General features: G+C 51.4%; 25 protein-coding genes, 2 tRNA genes and 2 pseudogenes. 12 read left to right on the top strand and 17 right to left on the bottom strand.

What is annotated here, in order from left to right; translation table 11 throughout:
* Positions 1-267: 267 nt before the first annotated feature.
* Positions 268-483 (top strand): osmotically-inducible lipoprotein OsmB, encoded by a 216-nt coding sequence (osmB, locus tag O1Q98_RS03805; RefSeq protein WP_125259124.1) that lies wholly within the window; start codon positions 268-270, stop codon positions 481-483.
* 79 nt (positions 484-562) lie between these two features.
* Here the strand turns inward: osmB and yciH are convergent, their stop codons facing one another.
* The 5 genes from yciH to pgpB all read right to left on the bottom strand — a co-directional run bounded on the left by yciH (position 563) and on the right by pgpB (position 4,346).
* On the bottom strand, positions 563-889 hold the full coding sequence (gene yciH / locus O1Q98_RS03810) for a stress response translation initiation inhibitor YciH (protein ID WP_125259123.1): 327 nt from the start codon (positions 887-889) through the stop codon (positions 563-565).
* Positions 889-1,593 (bottom strand): orotidine-5'-phosphate decarboxylase, encoded by a 705-nt coding sequence (gene pyrF, locus O1Q98_RS03815; protein ID WP_125259122.1) that lies wholly within the window; start codon positions 1,591-1,593, stop codon positions 889-891. The genes yciH and pyrF overlap by 1 nt, the downstream gene beginning before the upstream one ends.
* A gap of 224 nt (positions 1,594-1,817) precedes the next feature.
* Positions 1,818-2,987 (bottom strand): lipopolysaccharide assembly protein LapB, encoded by a 1,170-nt coding sequence (gene lapB, locus O1Q98_RS03820; RefSeq protein WP_125259121.1) that lies wholly within the window; start codon positions 2,985-2,987, stop codon positions 1,818-1,820.
* Positions 2,988-2,999: 12 nt separating this feature from the next.
* A complete protein-coding gene (locus O1Q98_RS03825; RefSeq protein WP_125259120.1) occupies positions 3,000-3,299 on the bottom strand; it encodes a LapA family protein in 300 nt (99 codons plus the stop codon).
* Between the two features lie 321 nt (positions 3,300-3,620).
* Positions 3,621-4,346, bottom strand: a complete 726-nt coding sequence (pgpB, locus tag O1Q98_RS03830; RefSeq protein ID WP_125259119.1) for a phosphatidylglycerophosphatase B — start codon at positions 4,344-4,346, stop codon at positions 3,621-3,623.
* Between the two features lie 249 nt (positions 4,347-4,595).
* Here pgpB and ribA point away from each other — a divergent pair, with 249 nt between their 5' ends.
* Entirely contained in the window at positions 4,596-5,192 is a 597-nt protein-coding gene (gene ribA, locus O1Q98_RS03835; RefSeq protein ID WP_125259118.1) for a GTP cyclohydrolase II, read from the top strand.
* Positions 5,193-5,318: 126 nt separating this feature from the next.
* Here the strand turns inward: ribA and O1Q98_RS03840 are convergent, their stop codons facing one another.
* The gene (locus tag O1Q98_RS03840) at positions 5,319-6,938 is read right to left on the bottom strand and encodes an ABC transporter substrate-binding protein (RefSeq protein ID WP_125259117.1); all 1,620 of its coding nucleotides are present in this window, start codon (positions 6,936-6,938) and stop codon (positions 5,319-5,321) included.
* A gap of 331 nt (positions 6,939-7,269) precedes the next feature.
* Here O1Q98_RS03840 and O1Q98_RS03845 point away from each other — a divergent pair, with 331 nt between their 5' ends.
* Together O1Q98_RS03845 and gstA are read left to right on the top strand one after the other, a co-directional pair.
* Complete coding sequence (locus tag O1Q98_RS03845) at positions 7,270-7,392, top strand: hypothetical protein (RefSeq protein ID WP_278142947.1); 123 nt, start codon at positions 7,270-7,272, stop codon at positions 7,390-7,392.
* Between the two features lie 276 nt (positions 7,393-7,668).
* On the top strand, positions 7,669-8,283 hold the full coding sequence (gstA, locus tag O1Q98_RS03850; RefSeq protein WP_125259116.1) for a glutathione transferase GstA: 615 nt from the start codon (positions 7,669-7,671) through the stop codon (positions 8,281-8,283).
* A gap of 111 nt (positions 8,284-8,394) precedes the next feature.
* Here the strand turns inward: gstA and pdxY are convergent, their stop codons facing one another.
* From pdxY to anmK, 5 genes are all read right to left on the bottom strand, one after another.
* A complete protein-coding gene (gene pdxY, locus O1Q98_RS03855) occupies positions 8,395-9,255 on the bottom strand; it encodes a pyridoxal kinase PdxY (RefSeq protein WP_125259115.1) in 861 nt (286 codons plus the stop codon).
* 207 nt (positions 9,256-9,462) lie between these two features.
* Positions 9,463-10,740 (bottom strand): tyrosine--tRNA ligase, encoded by a 1,278-nt coding sequence (gene tyrS / locus O1Q98_RS03860; RefSeq protein WP_125259160.1) that lies wholly within the window; start codon positions 10,738-10,740, stop codon positions 9,463-9,465.
* A gap of 147 nt (positions 10,741-10,887) precedes the next feature.
* Positions 10,888-11,601 carry a pyridoxamine 5'-phosphate oxidase gene (gene pdxH / locus O1Q98_RS03865; protein ID WP_125259114.1) on the bottom strand — a complete coding sequence of 238 codons (714 nt, stop codon included), beginning with the start codon at positions 11,599-11,601 and terminating at the stop codon, positions 10,888-10,890.
* A 76-nt stretch (positions 11,602-11,677) separates the two neighbouring features.
* Entirely contained in the window at positions 11,678-11,998 is a 321-nt protein-coding gene (locus tag O1Q98_RS03870) for an MliC family protein (RefSeq protein ID WP_125259113.1), read from the bottom strand.
* Between the two features lie 121 nt (positions 11,999-12,119).
* Positions 12,120-13,238, bottom strand: coding sequence for an anhydro-N-acetylmuramic acid kinase (gene anmK / locus O1Q98_RS03875; protein WP_125259112.1), 1,119 nt, complete (start codon positions 13,236-13,238; stop codon positions 12,120-12,122).
* Between the two features lie 349 nt (positions 13,239-13,587).
* On the opposite strand from anmK, the gene O1Q98_RS03880 reads away from it, so the two are divergent.
* Positions 13,588-14,055, top strand: coding sequence for an outer membrane lipoprotein (locus tag O1Q98_RS03880; protein ID WP_125259111.1), 468 nt, complete (start codon positions 13,588-13,590; stop codon positions 14,053-14,055).
* Between the two features lie 254 nt (positions 14,056-14,309).
* On the opposite strand, the gene slyA is transcribed toward O1Q98_RS03880, so the two are convergent.
* Positions 14,310-14,747: a transcriptional regulator SlyA gene (gene slyA / locus O1Q98_RS03885; RefSeq protein ID WP_035341297.1), complete on the bottom strand. Its 438-nt coding sequence runs from the start codon at positions 14,745-14,747 to the stop codon at positions 14,310-14,312.
* 176 nt (positions 14,748-14,923) lie between these two features.
* The gene (locus O1Q98_RS03890) at positions 14,924-15,163 is read right to left on the bottom strand and encodes a DUF1289 domain-containing protein (protein WP_125259110.1); all 240 of its coding nucleotides are present in this window, start codon (positions 15,161-15,163) and stop codon (positions 14,924-14,926) included.
* Positions 15,164-15,408: 245 nt separating this feature from the next.
* On the opposite strand from O1Q98_RS03890, the gene gloA reads away from it, so the two are divergent.
* Positions 15,409-15,816: a lactoylglutathione lyase gene (gene gloA, locus O1Q98_RS03895; protein ID WP_125259109.1), complete on the top strand. Its 408-nt coding sequence runs from the start codon at positions 15,409-15,411 to the stop codon at positions 15,814-15,816.
* 149 nt (positions 15,817-15,965) lie between these two features.
* A complete protein-coding gene (rnt, locus tag O1Q98_RS03900) occupies positions 15,966-16,658 on the top strand; it encodes a ribonuclease T (RefSeq protein ID WP_125259108.1) in 693 nt (230 codons plus the stop codon).
* Positions 16,659-16,711: 53 nt separating this feature from the next.
* On the opposite strand, the gene O1Q98_RS03905 is transcribed toward rnt, so the two are convergent.
* Positions 16,712-17,065, bottom strand: coding sequence for a Grx4 family monothiol glutaredoxin (locus tag O1Q98_RS03905; RefSeq protein WP_125259107.1), 354 nt, complete (start codon positions 17,063-17,065; stop codon positions 16,712-16,714).
* Positions 17,066-17,401: 336 nt separating this feature from the next.
* Between O1Q98_RS03905 and O1Q98_RS03910 the strand changes: the two genes are divergently transcribed.
* Complete coding sequence (locus tag O1Q98_RS03910) at positions 17,402-18,439, top strand: C40 family peptidase (protein ID WP_125259106.1); 1,038 nt, start codon at positions 17,402-17,404, stop codon at positions 18,437-18,439.
* A 195-nt stretch (positions 18,440-18,634) separates the two neighbouring features.
* On the opposite strand, the gene cydH is transcribed toward O1Q98_RS03910, so the two are convergent.
* On the bottom strand, positions 18,635-18,724 hold the full coding sequence (cydH, locus tag O1Q98_RS03915; protein ID WP_164512976.1) for a cytochrome bd-I oxidase subunit CydH: 90 nt from the start codon (positions 18,722-18,724) through the stop codon (positions 18,635-18,637).
* Positions 18,725-19,086: 362 nt separating this feature from the next.
* Between cydH and purR the strand changes: the two genes are divergently transcribed.
* A complete protein-coding gene (purR, locus tag O1Q98_RS03920) occupies positions 19,087-20,112 on the top strand; it encodes an HTH-type transcriptional repressor PurR (protein ID WP_125259104.1) in 1,026 nt (341 codons plus the stop codon).
* A gap of 262 nt (positions 20,113-20,374) precedes the next feature.
* Here the strand turns inward: purR and O1Q98_RS03925 are convergent.
* Positions 20,375-21,026, bottom strand: a pseudogene (locus O1Q98_RS03925) (riboflavin synthase subunit alpha).
* 275 nt (positions 21,027-21,301) lie between these two features.
* Between O1Q98_RS03925 and O1Q98_RS03930 the strand changes: the two are divergent.
* The 3 genes and pseudogenes from O1Q98_RS03930 to O1Q98_RS03940 all read left to right on the top strand — a co-directional run bounded on the left by O1Q98_RS03930 (position 21,302) and on the right by O1Q98_RS03940 (position 22,986).
* Positions 21,302-22,676: pseudogene (locus tag O1Q98_RS03930) on the top strand (MATE family efflux transporter).
* Positions 22,677-22,828: 152 nt separating this feature from the next.
* A tRNA-Val gene (locus O1Q98_RS03935) sits at positions 22,829-22,905 on the top strand.
* Positions 22,906-22,909: 4 nt separating this feature from the next.
* Positions 22,910-22,986: transfer RNA gene (locus O1Q98_RS03940), tRNA-Val, on the top strand.
* A gap of 210 nt (positions 22,987-23,196) precedes the next feature.
* Here O1Q98_RS03940 and O1Q98_RS03945 read toward each other — a convergent pair.
* Positions 23,197-24,378, bottom strand: coding sequence for an alpha/beta hydrolase-fold protein (locus O1Q98_RS03945; RefSeq protein ID WP_125259101.1), 1,182 nt, complete (start codon positions 24,376-24,378; stop codon positions 23,197-23,199).
* Positions 24,379-24,417: the final 39 nt, after the last annotated feature.

A 24,417-nucleotide genomic window follows, 5' to 3' on the forward strand; every position in this document is an offset into this window, starting at 1 on the left:
CGGAAATGGCTGAAAAACAGGCGATGTTCTGCTGGGTCAACAGGAATGCGATAACGCAGGTACGCGTGCGGAATAAAACCTCGGCAGGCACCGCCGACACCCCCTGAATTAAGAGTTTTTCACCTGTTGCGAGAGAAGCCGGTCACTATACTGGCAGCCAGACATCACACCGAGTGTAATGGCAAGCCAGGGCTCACATATTGACGTTTCCCAAACATGTTCACGGCAATTACCGCACCTTAGAACAGCAACAACAGGAGTATAAAAATGCAGATGAATAAAAAACTGACTGCCGCCGTATTGGCCATGGTGATTGTCAGCACGCTTGCCGGTTGCGCGGGCATGAATAAGCGTCAGCGTAATACTGCAATTGGTGCCGGAATTGGCGCATTAGGCGGTGCCGTATTAACCAATGGCAGCGCATTGGGTACGGTGGGCGGCGCGGCAGTCGGCGGCGTTATCGGGCACCAGACGACCCGCTAACCGCCATCAATTTTCAATAAACGCCGCGCCATACAACAGCCGACAGGCTCCCCAAAGAAGCCTGTCGGTATTAAGAATATCAACCTCCGGCAAGCTTAACCCGCATCCCTTTGGCCTCTAGCAGCGCTTTTAGTTGATCGCGCTTATCGCCCTGAATTTCAATCACGCCATCCTTAAGCGCACCGCCACAGCCGCACTTCTTTTTGAGCTCGGCGGCGAGTTTTTCCAGTTCTGCATCGTCAAGATCAAGACCGGTAATCATGCAGACACCTTTCCCCTTTCGCCCGCTGGTTTGGCGCTGAATACGCACCACCCCGTCGCCTTTGGCGCGTGCCGGTTTTACGACGGGCTCCTCAATACGCCCGGTTTGCGTGGAATAGACTAAACGGCTGTTATCGTCTTGCATTACCGCACTCCTAATGACGCCAGAATGGCCTTTAACGTCGCCGCCGGGTCAACTGACTGAGTAATCGGCCTGCCAATGACCATATAATCCACCCCAGCCTGCTGCGCCTGCTGCGGCGTCATAATACGGCGTTGATCGCCAGCATCACTGCCTGCCGGACGAATACCCGGCGTTACCAGACGGAAACTCGCCCCACAGACCTGTTTCAAGCGTACGGCTTCATGGGCCGAGCACACCACGCCATCCAGACCGCACTGCTGCGTTAAGGTTGCCAGCTTTTCAGCCTGTTCCGCTGGCGATAAAGTTATGCCAAGGCCATGAAGGTCGGCTTCATCCATGCTGGTTAATACCGTCACGGCAATCAACAACGGTGCCTGATGACCAAAGGGCAGCAGCGCCTCACGCGCCGCCGTCATCATGCGGGCACCGCCGCTGGCATGCACATTCACCATCCATACGCCAAGCTCCGCCGCTGCGGCAACGGCTCGCGCGGTGGTATTGGGAATATCGTGAAACTTCAAATCGAGAAACACCTGAAAACCGCGCTGCTGCAACGCCGTGACAAATTGCGGGCCAAACAGGGTGAACATCTCTTTGCCCACTTTTAACCGGCAGTCTTGCGGGTCGATTCTATCGACAAAATCATACGCGGCTCGCTGGTCAGCATAATCCAGCGCCACAATAATCGGAGAGCCTGTAGACATCTTGTTCAGAGAGGTTGTTGAGCCGTTCACTGGAGTTCCCGTCGTTGATCATGCCCGTCGTTGAGCACGAATGAGTGAAATCGTTTTCGCGCGCATTCTACCTGCCCCGCCAGATAAATGCCAAACCCGTGCGTCTATGCCGGACACACTGATTAGTATGTTGTAACTAACAACGAAAAATGAGATCCGCTAGTCGTATCGCGATCCCATCGGCATAAAAATGATTATTCGCCATCCAAACCACGAATCGGCTTCACGCTGGCCCAACTGCGGCAAGAAGGGCAGTGCCAATATAACGACTGAGACGTGAAGCCACATTTGTGACAGCGATAGCGCGGTTTGGCCTGAATTTGCTCGCCCACCATATTACGCAGCACCAACAGGCTCTCTTTCGCTCGCCCATCTTCTGCTTCACGCAGGTGGTAATCGATCAGACGGTGGAATACGCGCATGGTTGGATAACGCTGTAACTGCCGCGTGACATAGGTCTGGGCTGACTCGGTGCTCTCATACTGTTCCAGAACGTCAGCCATCATCAAATCGGCACTGGAACCACATTTCTCTTCAACACAGCGGCGTAAAAACGTCGCCCACCCTTCGGGTTGATTAAGCTTAAAATAGCAATCTTGTAGCATCGCCAGCGTTTCGCTGACCAATTCTTTATCCTGCTCCAGCACTTGCTGGAGCACCACGACGGCCCGGTCATACTGCTGTTGCGCTATATAAATGCGCCCCAGCATGATGGAAACACGCGCGCACTGACTATCTGAAGCCGAGGCTTTTTTCAGCATTAACATTGCTTTATCAAGGTCATCACTGCCCAGGGCTTGTAATGCCTGTTCGCAATAAAAGTGTGCAATCTCGCTACGCTGCTGTGTTTTCCCCAGTTTGACCAGCTTCTCCGCCGTTTCGATAGCATTTGGCCAGTCACTGGTGGATTGATGAATCTGCAATAGCTGTTGCAGGGCACCGAGGCGGAACTCGTCTTCATCCACCAGTTGCTTGAATATTTCTTCGGCGCGGTCGTATAACCCTGCGACCATGTAGTCACGACCAAGCTGCTGCACCGCCAGCAAACGCTGCTCAAAACTGAGCGACGCGCTTTCAGTCAGCGCCTGATGAATGCGGATAGCCCGGTCAACTTCGCCACGCGAGCGAAAAAGATTGCCTAGCGTCAGGTGAGCTTCAAAGGTATTACTGTCATCTTTGAGCATGTCGAGAAAGAGCTCGACGGCTTTATCTTGCTGATTGGACAGCAGAAAATTCACCCCTGCTACGTAATCGCGTGACAAACGGTTAGTTTCGTCCTGTTTATCCTGCTGTGCACTCCTGCGCCCCATATACCAGCCATAGGCGGCGGCAACCGGCAGCAACAGAAACAGCAGTTCTAACATGGAGGTTGTTCCTTAATGGGTGGCAGAATCATTTTGCGAGGTAGCCGAGGCGGCTGACAACTGCTGTTCAAGACGCTTGATTTTACGTTGTTCACGCCCCAGCGCAATGCGTAAACGCAGATAAAACATGCCACAAATCACCCATCCCAAAGCAAACCCGACAGCAAACAGCGTTGCCAGTAACGTCGATAAGCGGTATTCGCCCTGAGCCAGCAAATAATTAAACACCACCCCTTGATCGTTATGCGCACCAAGAGTGATAGACACAATAAAAATGGCCAGCACCAGAAAAAAAATCAGCATGTATTTCACGTTCGCTTCCTGTGGGTTCGTCTTAGGCGAATAGACTGAATAGGCTCAACTTAACCAGATGAATTATGCCAAATTACGGCGATGAACCCCATTAACTTAGCATTTCCCTCGCGCAGAGGGAAAGGCAGTCAAGGACTCAGACAAGAAAAGCCGCGACGCATAGCATTATTCGGCACTTGAGGCCTGCTATGGCGAATCACGCGTTGCTTATCATGCTGCCACACGGCTTAAACTCAATATGGCAAGCCATGTGGCACAGCAACCTAACATAGCGAAGGGGCACGACAGGCGTTGCCTGCCTTGCCTGAGAGCGGGTGGGATTCATCGCGGGGTGGCAGGAATAGAGCAAACGCGCTGCAACAACCAACCGGCTATTAGCGCCAGCACAGCACTTATCAGCGCTGCAACAGCAACATCTTGCGGCCAGTGCATGCCCAGTAGCAACCGGCTGCCAATCACACTATTCGCCCATAAGAGAATCAGCACCGTCGCCGTATAATGTCGGCGTGGCCACAACAGCCCCGCCATAACAAGCGCCCAACTGGCGGCAAACAGGGTATGTCCCGACGGAAAGGCATAATCAGCCTGTTGCTGCCAGTGCTGGCGTTGCCAGGAAGGGATGGCGGTTGACGGTGGCAATTGATGCGCCAGCAACGCGGCGCGCGCATTATTGCTTAATGCATAAAAATCGCTGACGGCTATCTGATTCGTTTGCTCCAGCCACACGACAAACGGCCTCGGCTCTTGCGTCCAGTGCTTCATCACCGCCTTTATCCCCTGCCCTGCAACGATAGTGGCAAGCAAGATGACGACCGCGCTCATAGCCTGTCGCCCACGGAGGCGCAATAACCACACCGTCACGCCAGCCAGCAGGACGCTGGTTGCTATCCCCCAAGGGGCCGATACGGTTTCAGTCATCCAAAACAAAGGTTTAAGCCACCACCCCGTTACCGTTGGTTGCCATTGCCATCCTGTTGCCCATACCCATAGCGGCAGCACCATCAATGACATGGTACCAATCAGGGTACGTTTGGTGAGGTCTTGCATCATTTCTCCCTATAATTCAGCAGGATATTAAAACAAAATTTTCACAATTTTATCAAAAAAGAGGGCAGCCGCAGTCAGTATGGCGTAAAATAGCTGTCAGTTATGTCAACGACACCGCAATCCCCACGTCATTTCGTCACCGGTCATGAGGACCTCAGGCCCCCGACGCGGGAGCATGGCGGTGGCGTCGATACTTGATTCCCCTCCCAGCAGGAGCCGGAATCCATCATTCATGCTTTGGAGATTAACATGCAGCTAAAACGGGTGGCGGAAGCCAAACTACCCACCCCGTGGGGCGATTTCCTGATGGTAGGATTTGAGGAAACTGCGACCGGGCGTGATCACCTGGCGTTAGTTTATGGCGATATTTCCAGTCCCGAACCGGTGCTGGCCAGAGTACACTCGGAGTGTCTGACCGGGGATGCACTGTTTAGCCTGCGTTGTGACTGTGGTTTTCAACTGGAAGCGGCGCTTAATCAGATTGCTGAAGAGGGGCGTGGCGTACTGCTGTATCACCGCCAAGAAGGGCGTAACATCGGGTTACTGAACAAAATCCGGGCATATGCACTGCAAGATCAGGGCGCAGATACGGTGGAAGCCAATCATCAACTGGGTTTTGCCGCCGATGAGCGCGATTTCACCCTGTGTGCAGACATGTTTAAATTATTGAACGTCGTGCAAGTGCGACTACTGACCAATAACCCGAAAAAGGTAAACATTCTGACTGAAGCAGGCATCAATATCGTCGAACGTGTGCCGTTGATTGTTGGCCGCAATCCGAAAAATGAGCACTATCTTGCAACCAAAGCGGCCAAAATGGGGCATCTGCTCAATAGCCAAGAGTAGTAAGCAATCAAAAGCAGTAAGCAACCAAGCGTAGTCAGCAGCAACGAGTAACAAACCCGCGAGGCTCAACACCCCGCCAGCATAAAAATGCGCCAGGAACTCAGGTTGCCTGGCGCAGATTTTCCATCAATGCTTGATGATATAAACGTCCTTACTGTAGTAATCCCCTTTCAAATCAGGCTTAAACCCGCCCACATAGGGCTTCACCATTTGGCTGCGCACATAGTAGTAGATAGGGATCAGCGGCATTTGCTGTTGCAAAATACCTTCTGCCTGATGATAGAGTTTGACTCTCTCGTCCAGCGAAGAGGCTCTCACCGCTTTATCCAGTACCTCATCGTATGCTTTATCGTTGAATTTACCGGCATTGTTGCTGTCTTTGGCACGTAACGTATCGAAATAGGTAGAAGGCTCGTTATAGTCAGCCCCCCAGGAGTTACGCACCACGGAGAAATTCCCCGAACGAGAGGTATCCAGCAGCGTCTTCCATTCCTGGTTCAACAACGTCGCCTCCACACCGAGGTTTTGTTTCCACATCGAAGCCGCTGCGATAGCAATCTTCTGATGTGACTCCGACGTGTTATACAGCAGCTCAAATTTCAGCGGGTGGCTTTCATCAAAACCGGCCTCTTTCAGCAATTTCTTCGCTTCTGCGTTACGCTGCTGCTGCGTCCAGCCGGCCCATTCGGGCTGATGGCTGGTATACCCGGCCATACCGCGCGGGACATAGTTATAGGCAGGCACCTGACCTTGCCCCAGCACTTTGTCGGCAATCACGTCTTTGTCCAGCGCCAAATCCAGCGCACGCCGCACCCGCGCGTCATTAAACGGCGGTTTTTGGGTATTAAAGCGATAAATATAGGTAGAGAGGAACGGCGACACTTTGACTTCGTTCGGCAATTCCTGTTTGAGGGACTTGAACAACTGGTTCGGCATCGTGTAGGTGACGTCAACCTCGCCCGCCTTGTAGCGGTTCACTTCTGCGGTATTCGAAACAATCACCAAATAGGTGACTTTGTTCAGCACCGTATGGGCGTTATCCCAGTAATTGACGTTACGTTTGGCGCTGATACGTTCATTGACTACCCACTCTGTCGGTACAAACGGGCCGCTGCCGACAAAATTCGCGGTTTGCGTCCACTTGTCGCCAAATTTTTCGATCGCCGCTTTCGGCACCGTCACCATGACATAGTGATCCACCATCGGCAAAAAGTATGACAATGGCTGATCAAGTGTAACCTGCACCGTCTGGGCATCCACTGCCTTGATGCCCAGCTCCTGCGGGCTTTTCTTGCCCGAGATAATGTCTTCGGCATTAAGGACATGCAAGCTGCCCATATAACTCTGATAAGGCGACAGTGTTTTCGGGTCAACCAGCCGCTGCCAGCTAAAGACGACATCATCTGCCGTTATCGGCGTGCCGTCTGACCACTTAAGCCCCGGACGTAAATGGAACGTCCATACCTGGTTATCTTTATTTTCCCAGCGTTCCGCCAGGCCCGGCACGACGGTGCCGTCATCACGCACCGAGATCAATTTTTCAAAAAAATCGTGCATAAGATTGCCTTCGACATCACTCTCCACTTTGTGTGGGTCAAGCGATGCCGGTTCAGAGCCATTGGCTCTGACCAATTCTTGCTTGTCTGCCAGTTGTACACCGGCAGGAACGTCCGCCGCTTGCACTGAAACCGCTGTCAGGCTTAATGCACCCAGTACCGATGCAAGCCAATTTTTGTCTATCGTCATTCCTTGCTCCTCTATAATTTTATTTTATGGATCATGGCATTAAGCCATCAATAACTAATACTGGATCATCGCCATCAGCACAAGAGGGAGATGTATGAGAGATTTTTATACCGTCAGGCGCTACCCGTAAAACCACCGTATGCCCGCGCTAAAACTCCGCTATCGCACGTTATTACTGGCGTATTGCCACCGTCGCATCAAGGGTGAACTATAGTAGTGATAGGCTGACATCGCCTCTGCTCTCAGCCGGGTTTCTGCGGGTAATGCCGGGGCCGAGATAGCATACTTAACGATAACACAGCCTGCACATCGCGCTTTTTTAGCACACGCGATGGCAAGAGAATGGCCTGAGCGCGTGAATATTTTCGTTGCACAACCGATAACCGTGATGCAGTGCGTTGATGTGTTGCGCCATACGTTGCGCTTTCCATCACACCGTTGGTATGAACCTTAGCGAGACAGCACACTTATCTTGCGACGCCGCGCACAGCCCGTTGGTGTGAACTGTAGCAAGATGAACTTACGCTATCTTATTAAGATTTTTACAATTGTTATAAGTAATCATGATTAAAAATCTCAGTGGTTAGACCCAATTTACCGATAACAGACAGAAGAGAACCAGAACCAAACACGGTTTCCCCCTCCATTAAAAAGGGGTTATGCGTTTTACCTGAATATGTTTATCTGACACTGCGACTCACCGCAAAGACGTTTACTGAAGGAATGGCGAATGAAACTCTATTACAAACCGGGAAGTTGTTCACTGTTTCCGCATATCATCCTGCACGAGACCCGGGCCAAGTTCACGTTGGTAAAAGTCGACCTGCGCACGAAAAAAACGGAACAGGGAAACGATTATCTACAGGTCAATCCGAAAGGGCTGGTGCCAGCACTGGCACTTGATGATGGGGCAGTTTTAACAGAAACCGTCGCTATCGCCCTATATCTGGCTGATAAAGCGCCGCAATATAATCTGATTGCGCCATCAAGCACCATTCACCACTATCGGGCAATTGAGTGGCTGGCTTATATTTCAACCGAACTGCATAAATCATTCACACCGCTTTTTCGCCCGGGTACGCCTGAATTGTACAAAGAGTTATTGAAAAGCTACCTGGAACAGCGTTTCCGCTATCTGAATGAAGTGCTGAGTGAACATGATTATCTGGTGGGCAACCGTTTTGGCGTAGCCGATGCGTATCTGTTTACCATTTGTCGCTGGGCGCACGAACTGAAATTCAATTTGCTCCAGTTCCCGGCGTTGTCAGCCTATCTTGAGCGCGTATCCGCCCGGCCAGCGGTAGAAAAAGCGCTCACGGCAGAGGGGTTAGAGGTGAAATTTTAACCCCTCTTACCATACACTGGCCTGAGGTCAACGCAGTCTTGACCACGCGGCGCAATAACCGGCTATCGCATTCCGTTATTGCGCCGTATGTCTGCCCCGACTGGCTTATCTCTACAGGCTTGTCGCAGCGAAATGTTGACCAGGATTCGCAATGCCGTCCTGTGCTGCCACCAACTGCAACTCATATTGCCCGAGCTGCTTCGTCATGCACATGACCTCATATACCGCCGCCGTGGTGTGTTCCAGCGCTTGTACCGGCGTCGCCCCTTTGAGTAAATTCGCCAGCAGTAGACCACTGGTCAAATCCCCAACGCCAACCGGCTGGCGCGGCCCGAAATCAACCAACGGGCGGCGAATATGCCAGGCTTCATCTCGCGTAACCAGCAGCATTTCAAAACTGCCTTGATCCATCGCAGCGCGACTCAGGTGTTTGACCAGCACCAGCCTCGGCCCACGCTCACAGAGCGCACGGCTGGCACTCACAGCCTCCTCCACCGTATGAATAGTGCGGGCGCTCAACAGCTCTAACTCAGGTAAGTTAGGGGCGATGATATCGCTTGCCTGCAGCGACTGCTGGCAGTGAAAATCACTCACGCCTGCGGGGACAATGCAGCCTTTCTCGGGCGTCCCCATCACCGGGTCGCAAAAATAGATAGCGTTTGGGTTAGCCTCTTTGACTCGCCGGACGATCTCCAGAATATGCCCGCCCTGCTCCGGTGAGCCGATATACCCGCTGAGTACCGCATCGCACTCTTTGAGATGACCAATATTCCCAATCCCCTGTGCAATTTCAGTCAGATGCTCTGCGGGCATCACGCAGCCAGTCCACTGCCCATATTGGGTATGATTCGAAAATTGCACGGTGTTCAGTGGCCAGACATTCACCCCGACGCGCCGGATAGGAAATTCGGCGGCACTGTTTCCGGCATGGCCAAAAACCACATGAGACTGGATAGACAGTATGTTTTTCATGAAATTTACTACCCTTGCCTGCTTAATAAATGCGATGTGTGTTGTTCTTGTTCGATGCGCCATTACATTTCATTCATGATGACAATCAATACATTAGCATCATACAAATGGCATACGCCGACACATTTTCACCACCAGTCCAACCGCGTGGTTTTACGTCGGCGCATCTAAAGTTGAAGGGAGCTCTCGCTCCCTTCAGTCGGTAGGTTAGTCCTTCCAGCAGAGGAGACAATAATGCTTTTTACCCCGACGCAACAGGGTGTAGCGGCCAAACAAGCGGTCGGTCGCCGTGAAGGTATACTCTGGGTCAGCTTGCTTCTCGCCATTGATGGTAATGGCGTTAGAGGCGATGGTTTTACGCGCCTGCCCACGAGACGGCTGTAATTCGGCATCGACCAGCGCTTGCTGCAAATCCGCACCGCCAGCCAGCTCGACCATAGGAATGCCATCCTGCGCTAGCTGGGCGAAGTCAGCCTCTGTCAAATCGCCCAGATTGCCGTTGAACAGGCTCTGAGTAATACGGCGAGCCGCCGACAGCCCCTCTTCGCCATGAACCAGACGGGTCACTTCCTCTGCCAACACATATTGTGCTCGCGGTGCCACGCCACTGTTTTTGTCTTCCTCTTCCAGTGCGTTAATGGCCTCAATCTCCATGAAAGTAAAGAATTTCAGGAAACGGTACACGTCTGCATCAGCGGTGTTGATCCAAAACTGATAGAACTTGTACGGGCTGGTCTTTTTCGGATCTAACCAGATTGCGCCACTTTCGGTTTTACCAAACTTCGTGCCATCGGACTTGGTGATAAGCGGCACAGTCAGGCCAAAAACCTGCTTCTGATGCAGACGGCGGGTTAAATCAATACCCGAGGTGATGTTGCCCCACTGATCTGAGCCACCGATTTGCAGCTCAACGTTATGTAGCCCGTTTAGCGAAGCAAAATCATACCCTTGCAATAAGTTGTAGGAAAACTCGGTGAATGAAATCCCGACATCGTCTCGATTCAAACGCTGCTTCACCGCTTCTTTATTAATCATCTGATTAACGGAGAAGTGCTTACCAATATCACGCAAGAATGTCAGCACATTCATTGAGCCGAACCAGTCATAGTTATTGGCCGCGATCGCACTGTTATCACCGCAATCAAAAGCCAAAAACGGCGCAACCTGGCGACGGATTTTCTCCACCCACTCCTGTACCGTATCTTCAGTATTGAGTTTACGCTCGGCGGCTTTGAAACTCGGATCGCCGATAAGCCCAGTAGCGCCTCCCACCAAAGCGACAGGTTTATGACCAGCCATCTGAAAGCGTTTCAGGCACAGCAGCGGCACCAGATGTCCCAAATGCAAGCTATCAGCGGTCGGATCAAAACCGCAATACAGTGCAATCGGCCCCTGCGCCAGTCGCTCTGCTAACGCGGCTTCATCCGTTACCTGGGCCACCAGACCCCGCTCTTGCAATTGTTGAATCAGATTGCTTGCCATCAAAATCTCCATCTATAAACGACTGCACCTTTGCCGGTACACGGTTTTTCGCCCTGTTGGCGAAAGAAAAATTCAGGGTGACATAGAATAAAGCGCAGCCCACGCGAGTGCCAGCGCTTCACGTAACAAAATTCGCGTGAATTCGCGTAATTACGGTGCCAGGCGGTCAACTGACCAGCCCTCTCCCTCACGCTGGTACAGAAAGCGATCGTGCAACCGATGTTCGCCGCCCTGCCAAAACTCGATAGAATCGATAACAACACGGAACCCACCCCAAAAGCTGGGCAGAGGAATGTCCCCTTGCTGAAATTTCTGCTTCATTTCAAAAAACTTACTCTCCAGCAAATTACGTGCAGAAATGCGGCTGGATTGTTTTGATACCCAGGCACCAATTTGGCTATCGCGCGGTCGGCTATGGAAATATCTCATCACCTCAAGCATTGGCAGCTTTTCCGCACGCCCCAGCACAATGACCTGACGCTCCAGCATATGCCAAGGGAATAAGAGGCTAATTCGTGAGTTAGCCGCCAGTTGCTGTGCCTTGCGGCTACCTAAATTGGTGTAAAACACCATGCCTTTTTCATCATAGTGTTTTAGCAACACGATACGTTGATAAGGCTGCCCTTGTTCATCAACCGTTGCGACACACATCGCCGTAGGATCGGCCAATTGCGCTTCACAGGCTTGCTTCAACCAGCGCTCGAATAAATCAAGCGGGTTCGCGCTAAGATCGTGACGCCGCAACCCACCACGGGTGTATTCGCGCCGTAAATCGGCAATATCAACACTCGCCGCCTGCTGAGGAGACAGCGCGACCTTATTGCGTGACTCTGAGTGATGCACATCATCGTGTTCTGTGGTCATGAGATCCTGCCGTTACCAAGCCAGAAAAATAACAAAAAGTCATTCTGCGCCCGTGACGCCAAAATCTCAACGGCACCTAGCGCAACACACAGTCATTGACAATAACGCGGTCATCCCGCATTACCCATGCCTGCCGGCCTTGATACCAAAAGGTGTATTTCCCATCGCTATACCGATGACCGGCTGCCGACGCAACCGGGTGGAGAGTCAGCCGTTCGCCATCGAACAGGAAGGAGGCCGTTTCACCTTTACCGTCCACACGCATATCATCCACATGCAGGCTGACCGTTAATGGCATCGTGCCACATTGATAATGCAAGGTTTTCAATTCGCTGGAGGGCACTAAACGGGCACAGCCACTTAACATAACGACGGCGGCAATAACTAGCGGTTTCATGACATGTTCTCCTGTTATTCATGCCAATCCGGCACACCGTGCCGGAAACATGCGATAACGAAGCAGTCTATCAACCTGTGCAAAGGCTACCTGTCAGTTAAATCTGATTACGGACGGCTGCTTATCCGCCACTGTTGATTACCGGATAAATCGCGCCAAGTATCGTTTCACTTCGAGCCCCAGTGACCGAAGGCAGGTTCCCCGGCAACCCCGAAAGCGTGCGAAACGCCAGCCAGGCAAAGGCCAGCGCCTCCATATCATCGCCACGAATCCCGAAATTATCGGTCGTACTGACCTCAATACCCGGCAGACGTGCAGAAAGCTGGCTCATCAATAACGGATTTCGTGCCCCGCCGCCGCACACCAGCACACGCTCACATCCACCGGTAAGCAGCACTTGCCCGGCAATACTCTCGGCCGTTAATGCGACCAGCGTTGCCTGTACATCCTGTGGCGGTAACGTTGGAAAACGCGCTAACTGCCGCTCAAGCCAAGCCAGATTAAAGTGTTCTCGACCGGTACTCTTCGGCGCGGGCAAAGCAAAGTAAGGATCGGACAACAGTTGACTGAGCAGAGAAGGATTAACCTGCCCACTCATGGCAAAGGCAGCATCTTTATCATAAGGCAGCCCACAGTTTCGCCATATCCAGGCATCAAGCAGCATATTGCCAGGGCCGGTGTCATAACCTTTCACGGCTCGCCCCGGCGCCAATACTGAAATATTGGCGATACCGCCAATGTTAAGTACGATGCGGCGCTCAACCGGATGTTGCAACAAAGCATGATGAAAGACCGGCACCAGCGGCGCCCCTTGGCCGCCTAGCGCCATATCGCGTCGCCGAAAATCCGCCACCGTGGTAATCCCGGTCATGGCGGCAATACGGTTCGCATCACCGATTTGCAATGTGCACGGCGCCGCTCCTTGCGGTTCATGCCAGACGGTTTGGCCATGGCAACCAATGGCCGTGATGTCACTGGCGCGTAACCCAGTCTGATGCAATAACGCCTGTACCGCCTCGGCAAACAACATCCCCAGGCGTGTATCCAACTGCCCCAGCGCAGAAAGCGTGACGGCCTGGCCTTGATTCATCGCCAAAATAGCGTGACGCAATTCCGGGGTAATCGGATGACAGTAGCTGGCCTGTTGGGCAACAGTAGAGTCATCGATAGCAGCCAGTACCACATCAACGCCATCCAGACTGGTTCCAGACATCACACCAATATATCTTCCCGACCTCATTGGATTACCCTTTAAATTAGGAAAATAACGTTACGGCTATCTTTACATTTGCGCGACAGACTAGCACACGGGTAGTATATTACGGCTAGATTTTGTCTTTTTTGTCAGGCGGATGCCAGCTCTGGTAAAAAATAACCGTTTGATACGTTTTTTAAGAAAAAAGAGGCTTCCCAAGGAACCTTATTGCGCGTTTATTATCAATATTGACGGGCATATTTTTATATCTTAAACAACATGTAAACCGGTGGCATGGTACTTTCACCTACCCTAGTGAAGCAGTAGATAATTCGTCGGCTCAGGCTGCACGCCCCGACGCAGCAATAACAGCAAAATTAAAAGGAGCTTTTTTATGATGAAACGTTTTCTCGTGATCACTCTGACGAGTATCACTCTGGCCGGTTGCGCCAATACCAGCACCCTGTCAGGAGACGTTTACAGTGCATCTGATGCCAAACAAGTGCAGACTGTCACCTACGGCACCGTTGTTTCTACTCGTCCGGTACAGATTCAGGCTGGCGACAAAGATAATGGCGTGGCTACCGTTGGCGGGGCCATTCTGGGTGGTGTGCTGGGCCACACGCTCGGCGGCGGCACGGGTAAAACAGTCGCCACCGCTGTCGGCGCTGGTGCTGGTGCGATTGCAGGTAATGCAATCGGCGGTGCAGCAAACCGCGTTCAGGGCGTTGAGCTGGAAATTCGTAAAGATGATGGCACCACCATCGTAGTGGTACAAAAACAGGGCGACACCAAATTCCATGCAGGCCAGCGCGTCGCTATGGCCAGCAACGGCAGTGCTGTCACCGTTTCTGCTCGTTAATTATTGTTGAAAAACAATCACCACCGACCGGTGGTGATTGTTTATCCTTGTGTCATTCTGATTGCGTGTCTTTTACTCATCAACCATCACCCGAATGCCCGTAAATACAGCGGCAAAGACGTGTGACGCTCCCGATAATTATTCAGAAACGAGAGTCAATGACATCGTTCTGACATATTTTTACAACGAAAATTCACATCGCTGTTACTAAAAATCAAATACTGTCTTGCCAAGACATGGATTTATTCTATTAATCAGGACTGACTCTCATGTAACGCTAAAATATTCTTCTCCAGCCGCGAGATAATTGTTGCCAGCTCATCTACCTCTTGTGGCGTAATACCATCTAATATTTCACTACGCGTTTGATCAATTACGTCATTGACTGCCTGAATGATAGGGTCGGCCATATCAGTTAACAATATACGCTTGGCACGACGATCGTGGGTACATATATGTCGGGTGATTAGACCTTTATCTTCAAGCTGATCCAGTGTCCTTACCAAAGAAGGCTGTTCGATTCCTATTGCTTTCGCAAGTTGAATCTGAGACTGTCCAGGCGGCAACTGGTGGATATTATGTAGCGTCACCCAGTGTGTTTGCGTCAACTCAAGCGGCTTTAATCGATGATCAATCAACGCTCGCCATACACGAACCAACCGGGCTAAATCAGAACCTAACGGCAATTCCATCACTTCTCCTTATAGTTAGCGTACTAAGATACATCCCTGGATTGCAATCAACTCTGATTTAAAACGAACATTAATAGATAGAAGGTGTTTTATTGTTGTGGCGCTATTCTAGCAAATAATAATTAATTAAAAATGATTCTGAACTTAATTTATATCATTAAATATCACTGAGGCATTTAAAACAAGGTGGGTTGATCGGCCTGTGGCGTTGTTGAATTTTTTTCATTGCGTTGGGCACGACGCTTACGCTGCCGACACAATCGCAACACATCCTGTTTTTGCGCATCACTCATTGTCTGCCAACTAAAACGCTCATTACGGCTACGCATACAACCGCGACAAAAACCTCGTTCATCGGCCTGACAAATCCCTCGACAGGGATTGGGTACGGGAAAAAGCTCAAGCTGTTCAGCCACAACACCTCCTCATCAGACGCCTTTATTGAAGCGATGATCGTCGTCACTGGCAAGCGATGTCGTATGCTTATGAGCGGGTCATCGCTATTTTACTGCATCAATCCCTTTTTTCCAGTGCATCCCCTGCGCCCGAGATTTGTGCTTCGCAGGTTAACAACGCTATACTCGGCCTCTGCTATTTCAGGCCAAACATCCGCCTGAGCTATCTATGACAGTTAACCCACCGTTTTTTATTAGGGGTCATTATGCGTTTACTTCACACCATGCTGCGCGTTGGCGACCTGCAACGTGCCATCGATTTTTATACCAAGATTCTGGGCATGCGTTTGCTGCGTACCAGCGAAAACCCAGAATATAAATACTCGTTGGCCTTTGTCGGCTATACCGAAGAGAGCGAAGGCGCAGTCATCGAGCTGACCTATAACTGGGGCGTAGACAGCTACGAGATGGGCTCGGCATTTGGTCATATCGCGCTGGGAGTCGATGATGTCGCAGGCGCTTGCGAGCGTATCCGGCAGGCTGGCGGTAAAGTAACGCGTGAAGCGGGCCCGGTCAAAGGCGGTACGACTATCATCGCCTTTGTTGAAGATCCTGATGGCTACAAAATCGAGCTGATTGAGCGCGCTCAGGCAGGCCAGGGATTGGGTAACTAACGTTTGCTCACCGGCTGATATTTCTGTTTCAGGTGCCGTAAGGCACCTGCTTTTCGCTCTCAAAGCGACTTTACCCGCTCTGCTGCTGCATCTCATGCCGAAATTTGCCATAATGCGCATTGTATGTTGCTGAAGAAATTAAAAAACGAATGGCCGAAAAACATAATCTGAACGCCCTCAATGCACGTTTTCGCGGTTTTTATCCCGTAGTCATTGATGTGGAAACAGCAGGATTCAACGCGAAAACCGATGCATTATTGGAAATCGCGGCAATTACGCTGAAAATGGATGAAAACGGTTGGTTACAACCCGATGAAACCCTGCACTTCCACGTTGAGCCTTTCGAAGGCGCGATTTTGCGTCCTGAAGCCTTGGCATTTAATGGCATTGACCCGGAAAACCCGTTACGGGGTGCCGTCAGTGAATACGACGCATTGCATGAGATCTTCAAGCAGGTGCGAAAAGGCATTAAAGATCAAGACTGCAATCGGGGGATCATCGTTGCGCATAACGCCACTTTCGATCACAGCTTTCTGATGGCGGCCGCCGAACGCTGCGGCCTTAAGCGTAACCCTTTCCACCCGTTCGCCACCTTCGATACCGCCGCGCTCAGTGGTTTGGTGCTCGGTCAGACGGTTTTGGCAAAAGCCTGTATCGCGGCAGACATCGCGTTTGATGCAAGTCAGGCGCACTCTGCGCTGTATGATACACAGCGCACCGCAGAGTTATTTTGCGAATTGGTCAACCGCTGGAAACGCTTAGGTGGGTGGCCACTGGTGATGGGCGATGAGTCTGAAGGGCAATCTGTTACCAAAGAATCTGTTACCAAAACAGCCGAGTGATAGCTGCCACATCAGGCAACGCATGCGTTGCCTGATGTCACCGCAAACGCAGATTAAGCCTGAGGCTCGTCTGCCTGCTGGGATCTGTATTTATCGGCAGTCTCTTTAATCAGGCTCTGCAACTCCCCACGCTGATACATTTCAATCAGAATGTCGCAACCGCCGACCAACTCGCCATCAACCCACAACTGCGGGAAGGTCGGCCAATTGGCGTACTTAGGCAATTCGGCACGGATATCTGGGTTTTGCAAAATATCAACATAAGCAAAACGCTCACCACATGCTGACAACGCCTGTACCGCCTGGGCGGAAAAACCACAGCTCGGCAGTTTTGGCGAGCCTTTCATGTACAGTAGGATCGGGTTTTCAGCGATCTGGCGCTGAATTTTCTCAACAGTGCTAGTCATTCTTTATGCTTCCTTAAGCGGGTGATGCCGGTATCAAGTCAGACTCGACATAGGATTACGGCCAGGAGCGCTAGCCGCTTTTCGTGCTATAGCCGGGTATTCTACCGATAGCGGCAACCACAAAAAAACGCTATCTTTTGTAGGGTTTTACGATTTTATCATCGCCGCGTGTCTGCCGCCGCCGCATTGATGGATAATTAAGCAAAAAACAACTGCTGTTAACGTTTTCTCACTATTTTGTAGTAACAAAAGCCCTATCCCCACTTTTTTATCAGGTCATTTTGGGGAATACTGTAAAGATTGAACGATTGAGGACACCATTCGGTCAGCATCATTATGCGTTTATTTATTACGCTTTTTTTATTATTTTTCAGTAATCTGTTTTTTAGTCTGGCACAAGCTGCGCCTCACAATAACGCTGTATTACCACGCAAAAGCGGCGTGGCTACGGCGAGTAAGGCTGTGGATGATCCGAAAAAAAGCAAGACTGCAAAGAGTGCTAAAAAAAGCGCCAGTGCGCCGTCTACTCCCCCTGCGTCATCGCGTAAAGCCGCTGTATCGGATAAGCACCCTGTACCTAAAAACACGGCAACCAGCCACTCCGGTGCACCTGCACACAGCAAAACTGCCGCAGCTAAAGGGAATGCCCCGGCTAACACGGCACACAATGCCGCTAAAACCGGCAAAAATGATAAAAAACCAGAGAAAACCCCCTTAGCCAAAGCGCCCCTGCCCACAGCTAAAAATGCCAAGAAAGGGCATGTGCCCGAACAGCCAGCAACGGTAGCGAAAGCGGCACATACCAAAAGCACAAAACCAGGCACAGGGCAGCCAGCAGCAAAAAATCACAAAGGTAAATCCAGCACTCATAGCGAAGAGTTAGCCGCCAGCGCGCATCACGGTAAGAACAAAAAAGACACACAGAACAAGTCCGTTATTGCCATGAATCCGGCGCATCAAAAGCGTTATCAGCATGCCAAGCAGACAGCGATGAATAAGCTGATGAGTCAGATTGGCAAGCCTTATCACTGGGGTGGCTCATCGCCCTATTCTGGTTTTGATTGCAGCGGATTAGTGTATTACGCCTACAAAGATGTGGTGAAAATCCCGATTCCTCGCACCGCTAACGAGATGTTCCATCTGCGCGATGCCGCCCCTATCAAGAAAAATGAATTGGAGAGCGGGGATCTGGTATTTTTCAGAATTACCAACCGAGGTGCCGCCGATCACGTCGGCGTTTATCTTGGCAATGGCCGCTTTATTCAGTCGCCCCGCACCGGCTCTGATATAAAAATCAGCAAACTGAGTGAAGACTACTGGCAGGATCACTACGTCGGCGCACGCCGCGTGGTGACACCGAAGACAATTCGTTGATACAGCGATTAAAAATCACACCTTTAGCGCGGTAATACGGCTTGATGGCGGGTTACGGTTATGGCCCACGACGCTCGATGACTCTCATTTCATTCGCGCTCCATCCACTCTCGATGCACTTCTGTACAAGCCGTCTGCCGTTAGCGCACTGAGATTGCCCGGCCAGCAAGAACGCGTCAGCCGGACAATACGGCGTTAATTCAATACAGCATTCATGCTGAACACCACAATCACCGCCAGCGCAACGGCCGTTGTGAATAACGACATCTTCAAATTAGTATCCATAAACATGCTCCTGTATTTGACGAAACGGCGGGTTATCACATCACAATGAATATACACCGACGATAAATATAACCAGTTTTTCATTATATGAAACAGCGTTAAAAAAACCGCTTTCCTCATCACAGAGATAACACGAATTATTTCTTCCACTTTTGATCTAGATCGGCCAGAATTCGCAGTTTACTGTATGCACTGCGTTGGCCGCCTCCCGGCCTCCCCTCCGGCGACACTTCGGCATATCTCCACCTGAAATCGTGCCTTGCTATCTGGCTGGAGATGAATTCACGCAGGCAAACGATTAACAACATATTTACTGCTGTAACAGATGCGTTGCTGTTACAACTGTTCAGGAGTCACTTGAGATGGCAACGATTAAAGATGTGGCAAAGCGCGCAGGCGTTTCAACCACAACCGTATCACACGTGATCAATAAAACACGTTTCGTCGCCGAAGAAACCAAAGCTGCGGTGCGTGCAGCCATCAAGGAATTGCACTACTCACCAAGCGCGGTGGCGCGCAGCCTGAAAGTGAATCACACCAAGTCTATCGGGTTGCTGGCCACCTCAAGTGAAGCGCCCTATTTTGCTGAAATTATCGAAGCCGTCGAAAATAGCTGTTACGCCAGAGGCTACACCCTCATTCTGTGTAACTCCCACAATAATCTGGATAAACAGCGCGCTTATTTGTCCATGCTGGCGCAAAAGCGCGTTGATGGCTTATTAGTCATGTGTGCCGAATACCCACCCGCGCTGTTATCCATGCTGGCTGACTACCGCCATATCCCGATGGTCGTCATGGACTGGGGGGAAGCGCACAGCGATTTTACCGACACCATCATCGATAATGCCTTCACCGGCGGCTACATGGCTGGCCGTTACCTGATTGAACGGGGCCACCGTGATATTGGCGCAATCCCTGGCTCGCAGGAACGTAATACCGGCAGCGGTCGCTATCTGGGCTTTCTCAAGGCGTTGAAGGAAGCGGAAATTACGATACGCGAAGAATGGGTGGTGCAAGGCGATTTCGAACCGGAATCCGGCTATAAGGCCATGCACCAAATTCTGGCGCAAAAGCATCGCCCGACGGCGGTATTCTGTGGCGGCGATATCATGGCGATGGGCGCGATTTGTGCCGCAGATGAGCTGGGATTGCGGGTTCCGCAGGATATTTCGGTGATAGGGTATGACAATGTTCGCCACGCCCGTTATTTCACGCCGGCGCTCACCACTATCCATCAACCGAAAGAGCGTCTCGGACAAGCCGCATTCTCAATGTTGCTGGATCGCATTACCAGCAAACGTGAGGAAGCGCAGACCATTGAAGTCCACCCGACGCTCATTGAGCGTCGCTCTGTCGGCGATGGCCCCTTCCTCGACTATCGGCGCTAATACCGCGCCAGTCCCGGCTGGTCAGGAAAAACCATGACCAGCGCTGGCAGCCACACTCCGGTCATGGTTTTTGACGACAACAACCATCATCTGACGCTGCCAGATAGCTATGCCAACGGCTCGCCAACTGTCCTGACTGTGCATTTGTTCTGACTGTGCGTTGCGCGCGCTAACCGCTTGACAGCGCAAGAGCCCAGGTTTCTCACTGAGGCCTCAACCGGCGGCTCAGGCACATTCTTTGCCCTTTGCCGCCGGGTTAAGGTTATTCGTCTTGCGCTGCCTCTGCCTCTGCCTGCTGCCGGGCTTGTTGGGCCGCCATCACACGCTCAACGGAATCGACTATCGCTTGTGTTTGCGGGTCAATTTTCAATATTGATGCGATCGCCAAGCCGCTTTTTCCCCAGCGTGGTACGTTGCAGTGTTTCAGGGATCAAATGCACACAGAAACGACTGCGAGTGACTTCACCCACCGTCAGACTAATGCCGTCAATACCAATAAACCCTTTATGCAAAACATATTTCATCAGGCTGGTATCCGACAGGCGGAACCAAATCTGATGGTTATTTTCTGAGGTCAGGATCTTCACAACCTCTGCCGTACACATAATATGGCCGGACATGACATGCCCACCGATTTCATCGCCATATTTGGCCGCACGCTCAACATTCACGCTGTCGCCGACGTTAATCTCGCCCAGGTTAGTCAAGCGTAATGTCTCTTTGATTAAATCAAAGCTGACGCAATCGCCGTTAATCTCGGTTACGGTCAAACAACAGCCGTTATGCGCCACAGAAGCGCCCGGCTCAAGTCCAGGCAGCAGTTCAGCAGGCAGTTGGATGACGTGAGTGCGAAAATTGGGTTTTTCATCAACAGACACGACTGTCGCCGTGCCTTGAACAATACCGGTAAACATGATGGTGTTCTGCTCTCCTGAATCGGGTCATAAAACGCGATGGATGCAACCTTGGCGCTTATCCGATGATCGGAATAACGCCTGAAAACGCATTCATCGAATGCACGGCAGTGTGCACCAGATTGACAGGAAAACCAAACGGAACAGACGGCATAGCACAGGCATTGGTTTAACACCGTTAAATCGTTACAATGCATTATCTTTTTTTACGAAATAAAGGATGATTGTCTTTCTCGTGCCGAGATCCCTCTCAATCCTGTTCTAGGAAGGTTGTTGTGCAGAAGTATTTAGCAGAAGCGCGTCATTTGCTGGCGCTGGCCATTCCCGTCATTATTGCGCAAGTCTCGCAAACCTCAATGGGTGTGGTGGATACCATCATGGCAGGCTCGTATAGCGCGACCGATATGGCTGCCGTTGCCGTGGGCACCTCCATCTGGTTGCCGGTGATTCTAATTTGGGCATGGCTTATTAATGGCGCTCACCCCGGTTGTCGCGAATCTGAATGGCTCAGGCCGGCGGGAGCGTATCGCCCATCAAACCCAGCAGGCGTTTATACTGGCCGCTATTATCGCTGTCGCCACCATGTTTGTACTTTATCAAGGGCAATATGTTATTCGCCTGATGCATGATGGCGCTCCCGAATTGGCGGATAAAGCCATCAAATATTTACATGCGCTACTGTGGGGTGCTCCAGGCTACCTGTTCTATCAGGTGCTGCGCAGCCAGTGTGAGGGGTTATCCAAAACACAGCCGGGTATGGTTATCGGTTTCATTGGTTTATTGATCAATATTCCTATCAACTACGTGTTTATCCACGGCAAGTTTGGCATGCCTGAACTCGGCGGCGTTGGCTGTGGGGTTGCGACGGCTTCGGTCTACTGGATAATGATGTTGCTCATGGCACTTTATTCGCGACACGCATATTGGTTAAAGGATATCCGGCGGCAGAAAAAACAGTTGCAGCCCGACTGGGCCGTATTAAAACGCTTGTCGGGTCTGGGGTTGCCCATTGCTCTGGCCATGTTATTTGAAGTGACGCTGTTCGCCATTGTCGCATTGCTGGTATTGCCGTTAGGCGTGGTGGATGTCGCCGGGCATCAAATCGCCCTCAACTTCAGCTCGCTCATGTTCGTATTGCCGTTATCCGTTGGCGTAGCGGCCACCATCCGCGTTGGCCACCGTTTGGGGGAAAAGGCTGTCGATGCCGCCCGCATCGCCGCCCATACCAGTATTTTCACCGGTATTCTTCTGGCTATCTGTACCGCGATTTTTACCATTACACTGCGTGAACCTATCGCGATGCTCTATAACAAAGACCCGGCGGTGGTCGCGATGGCCTCTCATTTGATGTTACTGGCTGCGGTTTATCAGATTTCTGATGCGATACAGACTATCGGCAGCGGCGTACTGCGCGGATATAAAGACACCCGCGCGATTTTTTTCATCACGTTTATCGCCTATTGGATGCTGGGGCTGCCCATCGGTTATTTGCTGGCGTTGACTGACGTGCTGTTACCGCGCATGGGGCCAGCCGGTTTTTGGTGGGGATTTATTATTGGCCTCACCTCTTCGGCCACCATGATGGTATTACGCATCCGTCGCGTACAGCGCCAGCCGGCTGCTCACATTCTCACCAGAGCGGCGCGTTAATCTACAGATACGCCGCTAAAAATGCGGCGTACTGCCCATAAGCTGTGCAATCAGTCTGTGAATATCGCTATTTTTGTTTTTTCCCCTTGCCAGCGCCCAGGTAGCCCGCTAATATTCGTCCCCGTCGCCACCCGGCGGCGGTATTAAAAAATGCGTTCATAGCTCAGTTGGTTAGAGCACCACCTTGACATGGTGGGGGTCGTTGGTTCGAGTCCAATTGAACGCACCATATTGCGACCGTAGCTCAGTTGGTTAGAGCACCACCTTGACATGGTGGGGGTCGGTGGTTCGAGTCCACTCGGTCGCACCATATATTTTCTGCTATTTCGCTGCATGCGTTTATCCTACACGTTTTGTGTACCCTGCTGACTCATTCCATCATCCTTTACGACTTTCTCGATGCGTCTTTCCCGGTTTTACGGCAAAACAGCCCTGTGACGTTGTTGTCCGTTCATCACCTGCGGTGATAAAAAAACGGGCAGAATACGCTGCCCGTTCGGTCTTGATGGCTCGCAGTGGATTACTTAAATAGTTTCTGTACAAATTCACTATACGCGGGCCGCCACACATCCATTTCATGCCCAAGGCCTGGGTAAAGCGTATAGTCAAAATGCACGCCCTGGCGCTCCAACTGCGCCTTCAAGCCTGCGATGTCTTTACCTGTTACCGTATCCTTTTCACCCACAACCACAGTAAAATTATGCAGTTGCTGATTAATGACTGCTGCATGGTTCAGTTGCGCCGTCACCTGCGCATTCGGTACCGTCTCTGTGGTGACGCCGCTAAAGGTTGCCAGCCAGCCAAAATGATCCAGATGACTCAAGCCGGAAACCAATGCCTGATACCCGCCCTGTGACAGCCCGGCCAGGGCGCGACCATTCGCGTCGCGGCGGACATGAAAACGCTCGCTAATCAATGGAATAATTTCATGGATTAATTCGTTATCCGCCGCTGCCGCATTACGGGGATAAAATGTCTTACGCCGTTCTTTGGGCGGAAAATCCTCTGGAATTGCCTCCGCCGCGTCTGTTTCGGTATCGGGGATAACCACCAGCATCGGCACTATTTTTTTCTCTGCCAGTAGGTTGTCCATGATTTGTGGAATGCGACCCTGCGCGACCGCTGAATCTCCGGCATCGCCAAAACCGTGATAAAAATAGAGTACAGGCAGCGCCGCGCCGCTCGCACCGTAACCCGGCGGTGTCCAGACGTAGAGCTGCCGCTCTGATTTCAGCGAGGGCGAATGGTAGGTGATTGTCCGCAGCTCGCCGTGCGGCACAGCGCGGGTATCCAGCAGACTACCGGGCACCAGAATCATACTGGTATTAACCTGACGTTGTGGTTTGGGCAGCGCTGAACCGGTATCGATACTGCGAAAACCGTCAACATTAAAGAAGTATTCATACAAATTGGGCTGCTGTGGCGGTGATTGCCATGACCAAATGCCTCGTTCATTCTTGCTCATTGGGTGAGCGACCCAGGTTTCCGGCGTCGCGCCAGTAACAACGCTCACTTCACGGGCCTGTGGTGCAAAGAGCCGAAAAGTGATGCTGTTATCAGCATTCACTTGTGATAAGTAATGCCGGGTTGCCACATCAACGCTGGGTAACGCCGGGATGCCGCCTGCGGCCTGCGCGCCCCATGGCGCACACACACCCAGCGAACAGAGTAATACGGCAAGACAACCTTTCCTGGTTTTCATGTTTAACCTCTTTTGTAGGGAGAGCGTAAATCCGTCAAG

It is taken from the genome of Dickeya lacustris, assembly GCF_029635795.1.
GTDB classification, from domain to species: domain Bacteria; phylum Pseudomonadota; class Gammaproteobacteria; order Enterobacterales; family Enterobacteriaceae; genus Dickeya; species Dickeya lacustris.

Bases quoted from the DNA above. Each gene is read 5' to 3' on its own strand.
- yciH (WP_125259123.1), bottom strand. From the start codon at position 889: ATGCAAGACGATAACAGCCGTTTAGTCTATTCCACGCAAACCGGGCGT.
- purR (WP_125259104.1), top strand. From the start codon at position 19,087: ATGGCAACGATTAAAGATGTGGCAAAGCGCGCAGGCGTTTCAACCACA.
- gstA (WP_125259116.1), top strand. From the start codon at position 7,669: ATGAAACTCTATTACAAACCGGGAAGTTGTTCACTGTTTCCGCATATC.
- slyA (WP_035341297.1), bottom strand. From the start codon at position 14,747: ATGGAATTGCCGTTAGGTTCTGATTTAGCCCGGTTGGTTCGTGTATGG.
- pgpB (WP_125259119.1), bottom strand. From the start codon at position 4,346: ATGCAAGACCTCACCAAACGTACCCTGATTGGTACCATGTCATTGATG.
- osmB (WP_125259124.1), top strand. From the start codon at position 268: ATGCAGATGAATAAAAAACTGACTGCCGCCGTATTGGCCATGGTGATT.
- O1Q98_RS03905 (WP_125259107.1), bottom strand. From the start codon at position 17,065: ATGACTAGCACTGTTGAGAAAATTCAGCGCCAGATCGCTGAAAACCCG.
- pdxH (WP_125259114.1), bottom strand. From the start codon at position 11,601: ATGACCACAGAACACGATGATGTGCATCACTCAGAGTCACGCAATAAG.
- ribA (WP_125259118.1), top strand. From the start codon at position 4,596: ATGCAGCTAAAACGGGTGGCGGAAGCCAAACTACCCACCCCGTGGGGC.
- O1Q98_RS03945 (WP_125259101.1), bottom strand. From the start codon at position 24,378: ATGAAAACCAGGAAAGGTTGTCTTGCCGTATTACTCTGTTCGCTGGGT.
- pyrF (WP_125259122.1), bottom strand. From the start codon at position 1,593: ATGTCTACAGGCTCTCCGATTATTGTGGCGCTGGATTATGCTGACCAG.
- O1Q98_RS03880 (WP_125259111.1), top strand. From the start codon at position 13,588: ATGATGAAACGTTTTCTCGTGATCACTCTGACGAGTATCACTCTGGCC.
- rnt (WP_125259108.1), top strand. From the start codon at position 15,966: ATGGCCGAAAAACATAATCTGAACGCCCTCAATGCACGTTTTCGCGGT.
- pdxY (WP_125259115.1), bottom strand. From the start codon at position 9,255: ATGAAAAACATACTGTCTATCCAGTCTCATGTGGTTTTTGGCCATGCC.
- anmK (WP_125259112.1), bottom strand. From the start codon at position 13,238: ATGAGGTCGGGAAGATATATTGGTGTGATGTCTGGAACCAGTCTGGAT.
- O1Q98_RS03910 (WP_125259106.1), top strand. From the start codon at position 17,402: ATGCGTTTATTTATTACGCTTTTTTTATTATTTTTCAGTAATCTGTTT.
- gloA (WP_125259109.1), top strand. From the start codon at position 15,409: ATGCGTTTACTTCACACCATGCTGCGCGTTGGCGACCTGCAACGTGCC.
- lapB (WP_125259121.1), bottom strand. From the start codon at position 2,987: ATGTTAGAACTGCTGTTTCTGTTGCTGCCGGTTGCCGCCGCCTATGGC.
- O1Q98_RS03870 (WP_125259113.1), bottom strand. From the start codon at position 11,998: ATGAAACCGCTAGTTATTGCCGCCGTCGTTATGTTAAGTGGCTGTGCC.
- cydH (WP_164512976.1), bottom strand. From the start codon at position 18,724: ATGGATACTAATTTGAAGATGTCGTTATTCACAACGGCCGTTGCGCTG.
- O1Q98_RS03840 (WP_125259117.1), bottom strand. From the start codon at position 6,938: ATGACGATAGACAAAAATTGGCTTGCATCGGTACTGGGTGCATTAAGC.
- O1Q98_RS03845 (WP_278142947.1), top strand. From the start codon at position 7,270: ATGGCAAGAGAATGGCCTGAGCGCGTGAATATTTTCGTTGCACAACCG.